The 16,026-nt window shown below is 25.4% G+C and carries 14 protein-coding genes; 4 read left to right on the top strand and 10 right to left on the bottom strand.

Annotation, left to right across the window (positions count from 1 at the left end):
* Window positions 1–88 precede the first annotated feature (88 nt).
* A complete protein-coding gene (locus tag BRSU_RS13310; RefSeq protein ID WP_012671365.1) occupies window positions 89–1,150 on the top strand; it encodes an NAD(P)-dependent alcohol dehydrogenase in 1,062 nt (353 codons plus the stop codon).
* A gap of 405 nt (window positions 1,151–1,555) precedes the next feature.
* Here BRSU_RS13310 and BRSU_RS13315 read toward each other — a convergent pair whose 3' ends face one another.
* Window positions 1,556–2,149 carry a thymidine kinase gene (locus BRSU_RS13315; protein ID WP_048596073.1) on the bottom strand — a complete coding sequence of 198 codons (594 nt, stop codon included), beginning with the start codon at window positions 2,147–2,149 and terminating at the stop codon, window positions 1,556–1,558.
* Between the two features lie 148 nt (window positions 2,150–2,297).
* Here BRSU_RS13315 and BRSU_RS13320 point away from each other — a divergent pair, with 148 nt between their 5' ends.
* Both BRSU_RS13320 and BRSU_RS13325 read left to right on the top strand, forming a co-directional pair.
* Entirely contained in the window at window positions 2,298–3,266 is a 969-nt protein-coding gene (locus BRSU_RS13320) for an HTH domain-containing protein (protein WP_048596074.1), read from the top strand.
* A gap of 332 nt (window positions 3,267–3,598) precedes the next feature.
* Complete coding sequence (locus tag BRSU_RS13325; protein ID WP_048596075.1) at window positions 3,599–5,776, top strand: peptidase U32 family protein; 2,178 nt, start codon at window positions 3,599–3,601, stop codon at window positions 5,774–5,776.
* 103 nt (window positions 5,777–5,879) lie between these two features.
* On the opposite strand, the gene BRSU_RS13330 is transcribed toward BRSU_RS13325, so the two are convergent.
* From BRSU_RS13330 to trhA, 4 genes are all read right to left on the bottom strand, one after another.
* Complete coding sequence (locus BRSU_RS13330; protein WP_048596076.1) at window positions 5,880–6,257, bottom strand: hypothetical protein; 378 nt, start codon at window positions 6,255–6,257, stop codon at window positions 5,880–5,882.
* A gap of 182 nt (window positions 6,258–6,439) precedes the next feature.
* Complete coding sequence (locus BRSU_RS13335; RefSeq protein ID WP_048596077.1) at window positions 6,440–7,525, bottom strand: hypothetical protein; 1,086 nt, start codon at window positions 7,523–7,525, stop codon at window positions 6,440–6,442.
* A gap of 438 nt (window positions 7,526–7,963) precedes the next feature.
* Window positions 7,964–9,622: an AMP-binding protein gene (locus tag BRSU_RS13340; RefSeq protein WP_048596078.1), complete on the bottom strand. Its 1,659-nt coding sequence runs from the start codon at window positions 9,620–9,622 to the stop codon at window positions 7,964–7,966.
* A 53-nt stretch (window positions 9,623–9,675) separates the two neighbouring features.
* Window positions 9,676–10,347, bottom strand: coding sequence for a PAQR family membrane homeostasis protein TrhA (gene trhA, locus BRSU_RS13345; RefSeq protein WP_048596079.1), 672 nt, complete (start codon window positions 10,345–10,347; stop codon window positions 9,676–9,678).
* Between the two features lie 176 nt (window positions 10,348–10,523).
* On the opposite strand from trhA, the gene BRSU_RS13350 reads away from it, so the two are divergent.
* Complete coding sequence (locus BRSU_RS13350) at window positions 10,524–11,510, top strand: D-alanine--D-alanine ligase family protein (protein WP_048596080.1); 987 nt, start codon at window positions 10,524–10,526, stop codon at window positions 11,508–11,510.
* Window positions 11,511–11,827: 317 nt separating this feature from the next.
* On the opposite strand, the gene BRSU_RS13355 is transcribed toward BRSU_RS13350, so the two are convergent.
* The 5 genes from BRSU_RS13355 to BRSU_RS13375 all read right to left on the bottom strand — a co-directional run bounded on the left by BRSU_RS13355 (window position 11,828) and on the right by BRSU_RS13375 (window position 15,851).
* The gene (locus BRSU_RS13355; protein ID WP_048596081.1) at window positions 11,828–12,661 is read right to left on the bottom strand and encodes a DinB family protein; all 834 of its coding nucleotides are present in this window, start codon (window positions 12,659–12,661) and stop codon (window positions 11,828–11,830) included.
* A gap of 81 nt (window positions 12,662–12,742) precedes the next feature.
* Window positions 12,743–13,351, bottom strand: a complete 609-nt coding sequence (locus BRSU_RS13360) for a regulatory protein RecX (protein ID WP_048596082.1) — start codon at window positions 13,349–13,351, stop codon at window positions 12,743–12,745.
* Between the two features lie 66 nt (window positions 13,352–13,417).
* On the bottom strand, window positions 13,418–13,936 hold the full coding sequence (locus BRSU_RS13365) for a YcxB family protein (protein WP_048596083.1): 519 nt from the start codon (window positions 13,934–13,936) through the stop codon (window positions 13,418–13,420).
* Between the two features lie 83 nt (window positions 13,937–14,019).
* A complete protein-coding gene (locus BRSU_RS13370; protein WP_048596084.1) occupies window positions 14,020–15,129 on the bottom strand; it encodes a glycosyltransferase family 2 protein in 1,110 nt (369 codons plus the stop codon).
* Between the two features lie 23 nt (window positions 15,130–15,152).
* A complete protein-coding gene (locus BRSU_RS13375) occupies window positions 15,153–15,851 on the bottom strand; it encodes a hypothetical protein (RefSeq protein WP_048596085.1) in 699 nt (232 codons plus the stop codon).
* Window positions 15,852–16,026 lie beyond the last annotated feature (175 nt).

A 16,026-nucleotide genomic window follows, 5' to 3' on the forward strand; every position in this document is an offset into this window, starting at 1 on the left:
AATTTATAATAATAAAATTTTATTTTAAATAAAATGTATAGTTTTTTACTTTTAAAATCATATATAAAATAAAAAAAGGAGTGTAAATATGAAAGGATATGCTATGTTAAAAATAGGTGAATCAGGTTGGATTGAGAAAGAAAGACCTGCTTGCGGTCCTGCTGATGCTATTGTGAAACCTCTTGCTGTTGCTATATGTACTTCTGATGTACATACATTATGGGAAGGTGCTATAGGTGAAAGACATAATATGATTTTAGGTCATGAAGCTTGTGGTGAGGTTGTAGAAGTTGGAAGTTTAGTAAAAGACTTTAAACCTGGAGATAAAGTTTTAGTTCCTGCTATTACTCCTGATTGGAATAGTGTAGAAGCTCAGGCTGGATATTCTATGCACTCAGGCGGTATGCTTGCCGGATGGAAATTCTCTAACTTTAAAGATGGTGTATTTGGAGAATTCTTCCATGTTAATGATGCTGATGGTAACTTGGCTCTTTTACCTAGCAATATTGATCCTGTAGATGCTTGTATGCTTTCTGATATGGTGCCTACTGGTTTCCATGGTGCTGAGTTAGCTGATGTACAATATGGAGATAGTGTACTTGTTATTGGTATTGGACCTGTTGGTCTTATGGGAGTTGCTGGCGCTGCTTTAAGAGGAGCTTCAAGAATTATTGCTGTTGGTACTAGACCTAATTGTGTTGAAGCTGCTAAAAAATATGGTGCTGAAGAGTTCATTAGCTATAAAAATGGAACTATTGATGAGCAAGTTTTGAAAATGACTAATGGTAAAGGTGTTGATAAAGTTATTATTGCTGGCGGCGGTGTTGAAACTTTTGCTGAAGCAGTTCGTTCTTTAAAACCAGGCGGTAAAATCGGAAATGTTAACTATTTAGGTAAAGGTGATTATATACAAATTCCTAGAGCTGAATGGGGTGTTGGTATGGGGCATAAAGCTATACTTGGCGGACTTATGCCTGGCGGAAGACTAAGAATGGAAAAACTTGGTGCATTAGTAGCTTCTGGAAAATTAAATGTTCATCATTTAGTTTCTCATGTATTTGAGGGTTGGGAAAATCTTGAAAAGGCTTTATTTATGATGAGAGATAAACCTGCTGATTTAATTAAACCTGTAGTAAGAATTGAGAAATAATCGTTCTATCTAATAGAAAAGCTGGTAGGTATTAAAAATATCTGCCAGTTTTTATTTTTATTAATTTATTAATAAAAAACCGCCATTCAATATTTATAGTTTTAAATTTTAATTTTGTTCTATCTATATTTTTGAACTAATTAGAAATGAAGGTTCCAGCCAAAAGTTTTATTTACATTTTTAATCTATTCAGACGCACGGTGAATGTATTTTTAGATATAATTTAAATTTTAATTAATATGCAATCTTATATTTATTATTCGGCTCAGCGTGCGGAATGGATATTCTAAATTTAAATAAATCTTGGGCGGGTGCTTTAATTTCTAATCAAGTTAAAAAAATAATTAAATCAAAATTTCAAATTGTAACAATAAATATAAAGGGCGGGCGTATGTAATTAAAATTTTATAAATCAAATTTTACTTCATCTTCGCCTTCATAACAATATCTGCACACGCATTTATATATATCATCTCCTATTACAACTCTGTCAACATCTTTAACTATTCTCTTTGAATATATTCCCTTTCTTCCACAGTCGCATTTACCGAAAACTTTTGTATGTATATCAATCAAATCTTCTTCTATTAATGCCGATACACTTTCCCAATAATTTCTTTTATAGTCCATATCAAGAGAAGCTATACAAAAATTGGTTTTGCAGTTTCTTTGAGTGCATGTTTTTATGAGTTTTATAAAAATGGAAGTATCATTTAAAAAACAAAATTCATCTATTCCTACAATATCATATCTTGCAATATAATTATAAATATTTTCTATATCTTTTCCAATATTATTTTCAATTTCTTCTTCAGTGATTATATCTATTCTTTTATCTAAATAAACATTTTTATCACGGCAAAAATATCCTCTAAAAGAAATTGCTGGATATATGAATAATATTTTTATATTTTTATTTTCAAGTAAAAGATAATCTAAAGTTTTAATTAGATATTTTGATTTTCCTGCGAACATAGGTCCGGTAATTAAATGATTCATAAAAGTCCAATATTTTTAAGTGAATTATAATATTATATCATTAAAAAATGTATATATCAAATATAAATGCTGTAAAAAAGTATATTATAATTAGTTTAATTTTTATGTAGATATGTTATAATACAATGATGAAGTTTAGGAGTTAATTATGACATATTATGATGCAGCTAAAAAAGTTTTAGAGCAAAGCGATGTTCCCATGAAAGTTGATGAAATATGGGAGAAGGCTTGCGAATTAGGTTATGATAAAGAAATAAAAGAAACTGGTAAGAAAAAAAATTCTGATTATCAAATGAGTAAAACTCCAACTTATAGTTTAAGCTCTAGTATTTATACAGATATAAAATATAATCCAGATACTACAATATTTGTTAAAGTTGGTAAAGGTAAATTTTTCCTAAAAGATAAAATAAATAATTCAAATCAAAATATAATAAATGAAATTGATAATTTAAGTGAAGAAGAAGAAACAGAAGATATTATTGAAAATACAATTACAAATAAAAAAATATTAGAAGAAGATTTGCATGCACCTCTTACAAAATATTTATATTCGATGAGAATATACTCTAAAACAATAAATTCTACTAATACGGGTTTAAAAGGAAAAATGAAATGGAGTAATCCAGATATGGTGTCTGTTACTTTTAAAGATTATATTAATAAATCAGTTTTGCAATTATTCAATCATATAAATTTACCAACTACAGAGCTTTATGCTTATGAATTAAAATTAAAACTTACACTTGGAACTTTAACAAAATATTATTTTCAAGCATTATCAAATTCAGGCTGGGCTAATGAGGCTTGGCTGGTTGCTATGGAAATAGATGAAAATGATAGATACTTAATGGAAGAAATAAAAATATTAAATCAGTCTTTCGGTGTTGGAATAATAAAATTAAATTATGATAATCCTGAAGATTCAGAAATACTATTTTCAGCTAAAAAAAGAAATTATTTGGATATAGACACTATGAATAAACTTTATAATAATAATAAAGATTTTCAACATTTTATTAATGATGTTAATGAAATATTAGAAGCTAAAGATAAATCCAAAAATCATATAATATCAAGTTTGATAAATAGCGGGAGATTCAATAATCCTCATTAACTAAAAAATCAAAAGTATTTGCCTATATGAGTGAATTTGGTTTTAAGAACAATATTAAAGCCGAAGATTTTGATTTAACGCCTTATGTTGATTTTTATAATATTTATTTGAATGATTTAAAAGAGTTTCTAATTAATATATTATAATGATTTATAAAATATTAATTACTTGCATTTTCGCGAAGCGTGCCTGCGGCAGCAACTTTTTGCGGCGGGAAAAAGTTGAATAAATTATATATTAAAAAATATATCTTAAATATAAATTATATAAAAATTATTTAACACTTGAATTCATTTTCTTATATGCTATAGTTTAAATATTAATTAAAATAAATGGAAAACAAATTGAATATAAAAACACAAAACAAAAAAATAGAACTGCTCGCACCTGTAGGAGATGAAAGAGGATTAAAGGCCGCTGTTAATGCTGGAGCTGATGCTGTATATTTCGGTACTAAAAGTTTTAATGCTAGGGTAGGGGCAGCTGAAAACTTCGATGAAAAGGCACTTGAAGAAAATATAAAATTCGCAAAATTAAGAAATGTTAATGTTTATATTACAGTTAATACTTTAGTTTATAATGATGAAATTGATAAAGTGCTTCCATTAATAAAAACTGTTTCTGATTTTGGAGCTGATGCTATTATCGTTCAGGACTTAGGTATTATTGATATTGTTAGAAATAATTTAAATATTGCTATGCATGCAAGCACACAGATGTCTTGTAATAATTTAGACAGTGTAAAACTTCTTAAAAGTATTGGTATTGATAGGGTAGTGTTGGCACGTGAAATGAGTTTAGAGAATATAAAATATATCAGAGATAATACGGATATGGAACTTGAAACTTTTGTGCATGGAGCTTTATGCGTAAGTTTTTCAGGTCAATGTGCTTATTCTTATTTGCATGGAGGAAGAAGTGCAAACCGCGGAGCCTGTGCTCAGCCTTGCAGAATGGAATACACTGGAGGGAAAACGGATTATCCTTTGAGTACAAAAGATTTAATGACTATTGATATAATTCCGAACTTACTCGAAAGCGGAATAACTTCATTTAAAATAGAAGGGCGTGCTAAAAGAAGCGAATATGTTGCAGTTGCCACTTCAATATATAGGCATGCTATTGATTTGGCTTTAGAAAATAAAGATATACCTACCCAAAAATACAGAGAAGATTTAATGAAAATTTTTAATAGAGGTGGATTTTCTCAAGGTTATTATTATAATTCAAAAGATATATTTGAAAATTATAAGCCTAGCCATGACGGTGAATATATAGGAGAAGTTACTGCATACAAGAAAAATAAAATATATATAAAAGCAGAAAAAGAATTAAATGTTTATGATGGGTTATCATTTGGAGATAGCGGAAAAGTTGGAATGCAGATTTCTGATTTATATAAAGATAATGTAAGAGTAAAAAGAGCGAAAGGAAATTTAAGTTTTTCAGCTGTTTTAAAAAATGTAAATATTGGTGATGAAGTTTATAGAACCACTGATAAATTACAAATGGACGAAGCAGATAAAATAATTGAAAGCGATCATTTTAAACATTTGCTCGATTTAAATTGTATAATTGGATTCAATAATGAAAAAATAAAATTAATAGTCAACAGTAAATATGATGAAAGACTAAACAATATAGAATATATAAGCGATTATACAGTTCAGGAAGCTAAAACTAAAGCAACAACCAAAGAAGATATTTTTAATTCTCTTTCAAAAACTGGCGGAACTGTATTTGAATTTGAAAATATTAATATAGAGGAAAATTTTAAAAATCCTTTTATACCAGTAAAAATTTTAAATGAAGCTAGAAGATGCATAATTGAAAAACTTGAAAGTATTTTAATGCAGTCTAAAAAAATTAATTATAATAAAGATTGTGAAAAAAATATTAATTATCCAAACACTGATATAAAAGTTTTAATCGCAAACAGTGAAGAGAAAATTAATTTATATTCTGATATTCATTATGATAAAAAAATATTATTTCCAAATGTTTATGATGAAAATATAATTAAGCTTTTTGAGGCTAAAAAAATAGACGGTATACTTCTACCTCATGTAACATTTGATAAAGATATTGAGGTTATAAAAAGCATAGTAGAAAAAACAAATAACATGATAGTAATATGCAATAACTTGGGACATATTGAAGCATTAAAAGGAAAAGCTATATTATGGGCAGGAATTGGTCTTAATGCGATTAATAATTACAGTGTGAATCTTTTATACAAATTAGGAATTGATACTGTTATATCGGCTATAGAAGCAGGTAAAAATTTAAAACATACTTTATCTGTAAAAGAAGGTTTTATTCCTGCTATGAACTTTGCATTCTGTCCGAAAAGTATGTCTGTAGGTTGCAGTAAATGTAAAGAAGAAGATATTATTGATCATAGGGGAAATACTGTAATATTTGATTGTGTGAGAATGCATAACAAAACAAGTTTTATATTAGAAAAAATAAAAAACAAAAATGGAAATATTTATTACAGTATATATTAAATATAATAGTACGAATTTTGATTAAAATTTTTTAAAATAAAAATAGAGATATAAAATTAATTACATCTCTATTTTTATTTTAAGGTAGTTTTTTAATAAGTATTTATTTATTATTTTTTATATCATTATATTTTGCTAAAAATTCATCTGCTAAATCTTGAAGTTCTTTTGAATACTGAATATTTAAATTCATAGAATTGCTTATAACATTAGGATCAGAATTCTTTTTAGACATTTCTAAATCCATTTTAGTTTTTTCTAAATAAATTTTTTCTTTTAAGTCATGGAATCTTGATTGATATTCTGCTTTTAATTTCATAACTTCTGCTAATTGTTCCTGTGTAAGTCCTGCTTCATTATAAATAAAATATTCATAATTGCATTTTCCGTTATAATCTTTCCAGTCATATTTTTTTTCTTTTGCATATACTGATACTGATAAAATAACTGTAAATAAAATAATACTAAAAATACGTCTCATAATAATAACCCCTTTTTAATTAAATGTTGTATTTGCTTTATTAGACGAATTATACAAATAAAAGTTCCTAATGATTTATATTTTTTAATAATTTTTGTATAAAAATATTATAAGATTTAATATGTAATTATTAAGCTAGTTAGACTATTTTATGTATATATAATATTTATATTTTAGATAATTTATTGATTAGGTATTTTTTCTTTTATGAGATTTTTTATATATTCTACGGTATTTTTGCTATTATTTTTGATAAAATTATTTTCTTTTTCATTAAGAATTAATATAACTTTATTATTATTTATTATATAGTCATTATAATCAGTAATCCATTTGCATAATTTTTCACATTTTATAAAATATTTTTCTATATTATCTAAAGGATAAATATCTTTTCCTAAATAATAATATTTAAAATCATATTCTAAATATAGACCAGCAGCTAATAAATTAACTTTACTTTTTTCAATTGCACTTTCTATATCTTCTTTGATAATTCTTTGTGTGTACTCTAAATTGTATATATATTTATATAACCATATATATTTCCCCAAAACATAAAAATTAGATTTAGAATAACATTTCTCCATATTTTTTATAATCATATCTGCAATATTAAAAAATATATATTTATTATTCATGAAATTATCAATATAATTTAAGTAGTGGAGATAGTATTTTTTATCATCAATATCTTGCTTTATTATTTCTCCATTATCTGAAAGAATGTACCCTGGATAAATTTGTTTTATTTCTTCTTTGACTATTTTCAAGTTTTCATCATTACTATTATGAAAAGATATTATTTGTTTTGCCAAATTTTCCTCTATTAAAACTCTTGGATGTTTGGCATATTTACTTTCTAATTCATATGCCTCTGAGACAGCTGGTCCAAAAACTATATTTTTTTCCTTATCATAGTAAACATTTCCAAATGTTATCCCTCCTCTAAATACATATCCTTCAGATATTAGTTTTTCAAGCATAACATTTGTATTATACAAAGCAATCCAAGAAAGTTTAATATTATCTTTTATATTTTCTTTTATACCTTCTTTATAATCATATATGATATAGCAACAATCCGAAAATGAAAATACAGTTCTTTTATATATTCTATGAGCATTAATATTATAATCATCTATTTTTTCTTGCTCTTTTGTTAAATATCTGAAAAACAAATTAATATCATATAAGCTTTCAAAACTATTATTGTTTCTAGTACCTAAAATATCTATAAATATTACTAAACATTCCTTGAAACCCATTTTATATTCCTCATTTTTGTTATAATTGGATATAGTTTTATGAAAATTAAAATTTTATTAATTATAAACATAATTTATTTTTTATTAGTAAAACTATCATTTAAAATTATTTTATTGCTTGATGATAAATTATAGCCCCCACCCAAGTTTTAATTAGGTTTAAAATTTTTATTAACGCACGGTGAACCAATTTTTATTTTTTATTTAAATTATTATTTTTAATTAATCATAAGTTTAAAACTTTTCTCTGCGTGCTTTGTGAAAGTAATAAATTTAATCAGATCTTGGGCGGGCAGCTAAAATAACAGATTAACATTAAAAAGAAAAATGAAGTTTAAATGACAAGTATAATTAAAAATCCTGAAGGGCGGGATTGAAAAATAATTCAAATGAAAAAGGTTTGAATAAATATATATTCAAACCCTTTATTTCTAGTTTTTATTTATATAAGAACCTTTTTATTTTCTTAGTAGGATTCTTTATAAACTCTTCTTTTTGGATAGTAAATCCTGATATCCTTCCAAATTCAGGAAGCAGTTTATTAACTTCTATTCTGTTGTTTTCTATAAGTTTATTAACTTCTTCTTCGCTTAATTTTTCATCTCTTATTCTTTCAGCATCCAAATATAGTAAAGCATGAAGTTTATTATCCCTTTGTAAAACTAAAGACTCTAATATATAAGGCATAGCATTTAACTTGCTTTCAATCTCTTCAGGATAAATATTCTGTCCGCTGGCACCAAGGAGCATATTCTTGCTTCTTCCTCTGATAAATATTCTGTTGTTTTCGCCAAGCACCCCTAAATCCCCAGTTCTAAGCCATCCGTCTTTAGAAAGTACATCAGCAGTTGCTTTGTAGTTTTTATAATATCCAAGCATAACATTTTCACCCTTAACCATAATCTCACCGACATCGCCTTCTTTTTCAGCATCTATTTTTACTTCTAAAGTGTCTATTATGCATCCGCAGCTTCTAGGCACATGCTTATCCCAAGGTCCGTAACTTATTAAAGGTCCGCATTCAGTCATACCATATCCTACTGTGAATTTAAAACCTATATCCATAAGAAATTTTTCTACATCGCTATTTAAAGCACTTCCTCCTATTATAACCTCATGGAAATTTCCGCCGAAAGATTGAGTTAGAGTATTTCTTATTTTTGATTTTAGTATAGATGATATAATAGGCAATTTTAATAAATTAGAAACTAAAGGCTTGCTTATAGTAGGAAGTATTTTTTTAAGATAAATTTTTTCTATGATAAGAGGAACCATCAATATAAGATTTGGTTTTACCTCATCGAATGCTTTAAGTAATATATTAGGACTAGGTATCGCATTAAGCATATATATGCATGCCCCTCTTGAGAATGGAAATAAAAAGTCGAATAAACATCCGAATACATGGGCAAGAGGAAGGAAAGAAAGTATATGATCATTAGGCTTTATAGGCATATTATTAATAGCAAATCTTATATTAGCAGCTAATGAATTATGATTAAGCATAACTCCTTTACTGAATCCTGTAGTTCCTGAAGTATATATTATAGTAGCTAAAGTGTCATTTTCAAATATAGTAAGATTAAAATCTTCTTTTTTTATATCTTCGATTTCTATATCGCTGAATATATTTTCTATTTTTTTATTACTTTCTTTTTTTTCTTCTGCATTTTCTTCTTCTATAGTGAAAGTATCGAAATTATGTAAATGAAAAGATTTAGTGAGAAGCGATAAAGTATTTGAGTCGATTCCTTTTAAAATATGAGAATCAGCAAATAAAAACTTAACTCCTGAATCTTTTAATATTGATGCTATATCTTCTTTTGAGAAGTCTACAAGTATAGGAACAACCACAGCTCCGTAGCTTACTATAGATATGTATGTTAAAGCCCAATTAACGGAATTAGCACCGCATAGAGCTATTTTTTCACCTTTATGTATATCAAGCTTTTTAAAACCTATATGTATTTTTAGAATATTTTTAGCTATATCAGAATATTTTAATATATTATTAGTACCGTAATCAGCTAATGCATTAATATCCCAATTTTCTTTTATAGTATTTTGAATATAGTCGCTTAGTCTTTCTTTAATCATATTTTATCTCCTCCCCCTCAATATGTATTTTTCATATATAAAATATAACAAAATTAGAAAATGTTAGCAACATATCTAAACATAAAAACTGCATGACATACATTAGATATTATTAAAAGTGAGTAAAATAAAGGTAAAAATAAAGTATATCTTCTGTTTGCTTCATACATAGCAAGCCTATAAAATACCATTGCTATATTCAAAAGAAGAAAACCTGTTAAATATAATATCGCTCCGTATTCTCCTACGGCAGTAGCTATTTTTGATATAGCTATAAGCCAAACCCAATTTAATAAAAAATAATATATTGTTTCAGTAGCGCCTCGCCATCTGTATCCGAATACGCTTCTTAAAGTAATACCTAGTGCGCAAAGTCCTGTAATAATACCAAAGAAGCTCCAGCCCCAACCATTTTGTAATGATATTAAACATGGCGGAATGTACACTCCCCATATCATCATAATAAAAAAAGCATGGGATAATATATAAAAAACCTTTTTTGCTTTATTATTAAAAGGGAAAAAATGATATATTGAATTTATTATATAAAATATTGTTAAAAAACTTGAGTATAGAGAAAATGAAGTAATTTCCCTTGCAGTTTTAGAATTAATTATTAAAAGCACTAAGACAGCTATTGCAGAACTAGCACATATTATGCATATAACTGCACTTATCTTAGAAACAGAATTCTTTACTATATTATTATTCAAATCAGCGTTCATAGTGTTTTATATAATAAACCTTATTTATAATAAAGTAAATGGTAATTTATAACTATTTTTCATATTAAAATAATTGTTCAATTTAAAAATTTCATTATAAAAATATAAAATTATACGATATAATAAAATTAAGATTATTTTTTGATAAGTACAATTAAATATAATAGGTATATAAAATGATATTAAACAGTGAATTAAAACAAAATATTTTAAATAGGTTTAAAAATAAAAAAATAGCAGTTTTGCATGGCGGATTAAGCTCCGAAAGAGAAGTTTCACTCAGAAGCGGACAGAATGTTTATAAGGCATTAACCAGCTTCGATGAAATTAAAGATAATTGTATTTTAATAGATGTTAAAGATTCTTATGAGTTGGTAAAAACATTGAAAGAAAATAATATTGAATACTGCTACAATATTTTGCATGGTACTTCAGGAGAGGACGGAACTATTCAGGGTCTTTTGGAGAGTCTTAATATTAAATATACAGGTGAAAATATTTTAGTAAGTGCCGTTTGTATGAATAAGGTTTATACTAAAAGAATATGGAAGTCATCAAATGTATCTACTGCAGATTTTATGATTCTTAAAGATGTTAAAGAAATTAATGATAATAATGTGAAAGGAAGCTTACTTTCTTTTAATTTCCCTATAATATTAAAGCCTATATCAGACGGCTCAAGTGTGGGAGTTCATTTGATAAAGACAAAATCAGAATTTGAAAATGTAGTAAAAGATATAAAAGATATTCAAAATTATTTTTTAGAGCCTTATATAAAAGGAAAAGAGATTACAGTTGGATTAGTAAAACAAGATGATGATAATACTTATGTCTTTCCAATATTAGGGATAAATCCTAAAAATGAAATATACGATTATGAGGCAAAATATACACCAGGAAAAACAGAAATGGAAATGCCTGCCAAATTATCAAAAGAAATGGAAAACAAAGTGGTAGAAACATGTAAGAAGGCTTATAGAGTTTTAGGCTGCAGCGGACTTTCAAGAATAGATGCTATAGTCGGCGATGATAATGAAGTTTATCTTATGGAAGTAAATACTCAAGGCGGTATGACAAATACTTCTGATATACCTGCAATGGCCAGGCATATAAATCTTGATTTTAATGATCTTGTTTTATATATATTAGGTCTTTTAAAATAATATTTGTTATTAATTAAATAAAAAAACAGATATGCTTGGTATTTATTTGCATATCTGTTTTATTATGTACTGAAAATTTTAAAGTTTCTCAACCGCGAGCTGCGGCACCTTCCCGCACGGTACCGTTTCATATTATCAAACGCCATCTATACGTGCGGCTGATTACTCATTATTGTATAAAAATCAATAATTTATATTACATATAAAACATATTTAAGTAATACTAAATAATATTTTATATTATAAAAAAATATTATTTAAATTAATAAAAAAGCAAAAATTGACAAAATATATTTGTTTAGCTATATATTAATTTTTTATATCATAGTCATTAAATTTGAATAATCGTTTTTATATTCCATTTGATCAAGCATTACAGAAATCTCTCCTCTATGATGAGTTCCATGATTTAAGGCATGCATTATTAAATGATATCTAGGCTTTTTTATTACCGCATTAGGAATAATTACTTTTCCTGATATATTAAAATCTTCTATACTATTAACAATGGCTATTATAACATCATCTAATTTTTTTCTTATATCTATTAAACTGTTTAAATCTTCATCTATATTTATATTGAAAGTAAAATCTTCATTCAGATAGTTTAATATATCTTCATTTTCTATTTTCTTTTTGCTTGAATATTTTCTGTATACATTAAAGAAATATATATCGCATTGAATAATATGTTTAAATGTTCCAAGCACAGATTTGAAATATGCATTAGTTTCTTTTATTAAATCTTCTTCTTTGACTGTAATAAGAATTTCTATAAGTTTTTTATTGGCATTCTTATTGTATAAAGCCATCATATTCATGATTTTTTTTGCTGTTTTATCTATAGGTTTTTTGTTTGCATTATTTTCTATATTTCTCTTTTTTTCATCTATTTTTTTATTTACTTCTTCTGTGGTATTTTCTTTTCTTGCATTTAAAAGATTAGACTTCATTTCTTTTACTTTATCTGTAATATTTTTCTTCTCTTCCTGAAGTTTTTTTAATTGATTTGTTTTTAATTCTTTAACATTCTTTTTTAAATCTTTAGTTATTGATAATTTAATTTTTTCTATATCTTTTATTTTTTTGTCTAGTTTTTTTGATTCAGTTTCTATTTTTCTGGCAAGCTCTTTAACTTTATTATCTATCATATAGGTAAGTCCCAATAAATATTTTTTTATATTATATTATTTTATTTTGATAATTCAATATTGAATATGATTTTGTGTTAATTAATCTTTATAATTTTCTTTTTTATCTATATATTTTCTTACTAGAGTTTTGATTCTATCGTATTTAAAACCCTTACGCATCAATGTCTTTATAATATAATCTTCTTTTCTTTCTTTATGTTCATATAGTTTATAATATTTTCTTATAGCATCTTTTAAAGCTTTATCATCTATTTTATCGCTTATAGAATTTTGAGCTTTTTCTATCAAACTTGGCTTTACTTTATTTTTCTTTAAATAATCTATTATATGTCTTTTGCTTTTGCCTTTAAGCTTTAAACTATTAATTGCTATCTTTACGAATCTTTTATCATCTATAAGATCATATTCTTTGCAGTAATTTACGGCATGCCTAATAAATCTTTTTTTATGCCCTTTTTTTGTGAGTTTCTCTCTAAGCATACCCTCGCTTATAAATCCGCGTTTCAATATTGATACAGCAGATTTTCTTGCAGCAGATTCAAAAGCTCTGAATCTTATATGAGGTATTTCATCGTATTCAAGCTCCATTCCCTCGTATAAATCCAGTTCATAGAGTCCGTTTTTTGGTATAGTGAATACATCTCCGCCTGATACTTTGATATGTATCTTATCGCCTTTTAATTTCATTTTTACAATAACCATAATAAAAACAGTATAATAAATATAAATAGTTTTTCAAGTATAATTTAAAATTTATTTCTTATATGATAAAAGAAAATCTATATCTTCAGAACTCAATATCTGTTTAGGTATTATTATAGCAGACATTTCATCTATATAAAAAAATACACATTTATTTGTAGAGTCTATTTTTTTAATTTCATCTTTATTGAAACTGCTTGTTCCTCTCTCTTCTTTGAAAACTACTTTATTATCATATATGGTTAATTCTTTATCTCCGAAAACTTTATCCAATTTACCGCTTCTTACATACTCTTTTACTTTTTTAACAATCTTTTTTTCAAGGCGTTTTTTATATGTGAATATTTGAAGAATAGAAAAAGCAGATACAAGTAAAGCTATTACTACTATTAAAAAAGCATTATCTCTAAAATATATTGCCATAGATGCAAATACTACAATATACAATACTACAAGTATTATAATGGTTTTTTTTACTGATGAATTCATATTTGAATTTGATTTCAAATAATGAAGCTGAAAATCTATAAAATCATCTTCTGTCAATCTATATTTATATTCTTTTTTCATTATTCAGTTTCAATACCTTTTATTATTTTTAATTTTATTAGTATAGTATAATTGAATGTTTTTTCAAGTATTAGTTTATTTTATTATTTCCAATTTTTATTTGCAAGCTTATCGAGATTTGTTTTTTTATATTTTTCTCTTAATGTAATTGAAGGTATCCACCAAGCTGCATCAAAAACTTTTTTCTTGATTGATTCAATCTTTTCTAAATATATATTATAATCATCATAAGTTTTCATCACATATACACTATAAGCATAAAATGCATGTTTATCTCTGTCTATTTCAACATCTAATTTTTTCATTAGTCCATGACATTTTTTATAGAATTCATTTTTATTATCAGCTTTATAATTATTGAATACAAATAAAAAAGAATTGAAATTATAATAACTGGATTCTTTTAATAGATTAATATTTTTTTCTTTATAAAAGTTAAATATATTGCTGAATACGGATAAAGCATCCGATACAGTTTTTTCATCTTTTTCTATAGAATGAACTGCTGATGACTTTCTTTGAACATAATAATATTTAGCATTATTATTGTAATACATTTTTGGATTATAAACTAAATATTTATAAAAGAATTCACTATCTTCAGCTACTATATAATTTTGAAATTTTAAATTATTATTTGTAATGAATGCTTTTTTATATAATTTATTCCAAACAGCAACAAGAGGATATTCAGGAGTATTTTCTTTTTCTATTGTGCTTACATTAAAATTGCTTATTCCTTCAAAACATTTATCTTTAAAATCTTTTTTCCATTTTTCTAATCTATTATGATAATAAGGTTTTATATATCCTTTACTTTCATTAACTGTATATATGTTGTTGGTAAAAACTATATCGGCATCATATTTTTTTGCTGTGGTATATAAACTCTCTAAATAATTATTATCTACAAAGTCATCAGAATCTATAAAAGAAATATATTCTCCATTGCTTGAATTAACACCTATATTTCTTGAAAGTCCTACACCAATATTTTTTTCATTATTTATAAGTTTTATTCTATTATCTTTTTTGGCATATTCTTTTATTATATTTTCTGAATTATCAGAGGAGCAGTCATTAACACATATTATCTCTATATCTTTTAATGTTTGATTTATAATGCTTTCCAAACATTTAGGCAGATATTTTTCTACATTATATATTGGCAAAATTACAGATACTTTAATCATAAAATTATAACCTTATAAATTTTTTATTCCCAAACAATTCTATATTCTTCTTCTGTATTGTATTTACTATATGCCGGATCTGTTATAGTAAATTTTAATTTTATTGAATTATCGGTGAAAGTAAATGTTATAGTAAAGCTATGATTTTCACCGGTAGTATTTGTGAAATCTACTGTTTTTGTGAATACTCTATCTTCAGTATATGAATCAGATATATCAATATAAGCATCTGTAAAATAACTCCATTCAATTTTGTTTTTAGATATGGTGATTTTATTATTTTTATTTTGACTATAATATATTCCTACTCTTTCATAAAATTTTATATTTGTACTATCAGATGTTTTTTGAAAATAAATCTCATTATTAGAATATCTAAATTTACCGTATAGAAAATCTATAAAATAGCTATTAGGAGCAATTCCATTTATAGTTTCTTTTATATCGAAGGAAAATGTTTTATTAGTACTTTCAGTGTCTCCCAAAAAATAAGTTCCTAGATTATTTGCTGTATCTCCTTTGCTTCCTATGAAATTTATATTTCCTGTTTCAAATATTATAAAGTCTAATTTTATATCTTTATTAAAATTGCCTTTAAGAGAATATCGTCCGGCCCTATTTTTTAGTTTTAGATTATCTTTTATTCCTGTAGGCATGTTGCTGCATGATAATGATACTAACAATATTATAGAAGCTAATATAAGATTTTTAGTATATTTCATAAATATGTCCATTTAATTATAAAGCATTACATATTAATTATATAGAAAGAATTTTAAAAGTAAAGTAAATAATATAAAGTTATCATAATATTTTAAAGTTTATGTATATAAATTTTTTACTATTTATGTTATAATTTACTTATATAAGGTATAAAATTTTAGAAGATTAATATAT

The organism is Brachyspira suanatina, assembly GCF_001049755.1.
In the GTDB taxonomy this organism is placed as follows: Bacteria; Spirochaetota; Brachyspiria; order Brachyspirales; family Brachyspiraceae; genus Brachyspira; species Brachyspira suanatina.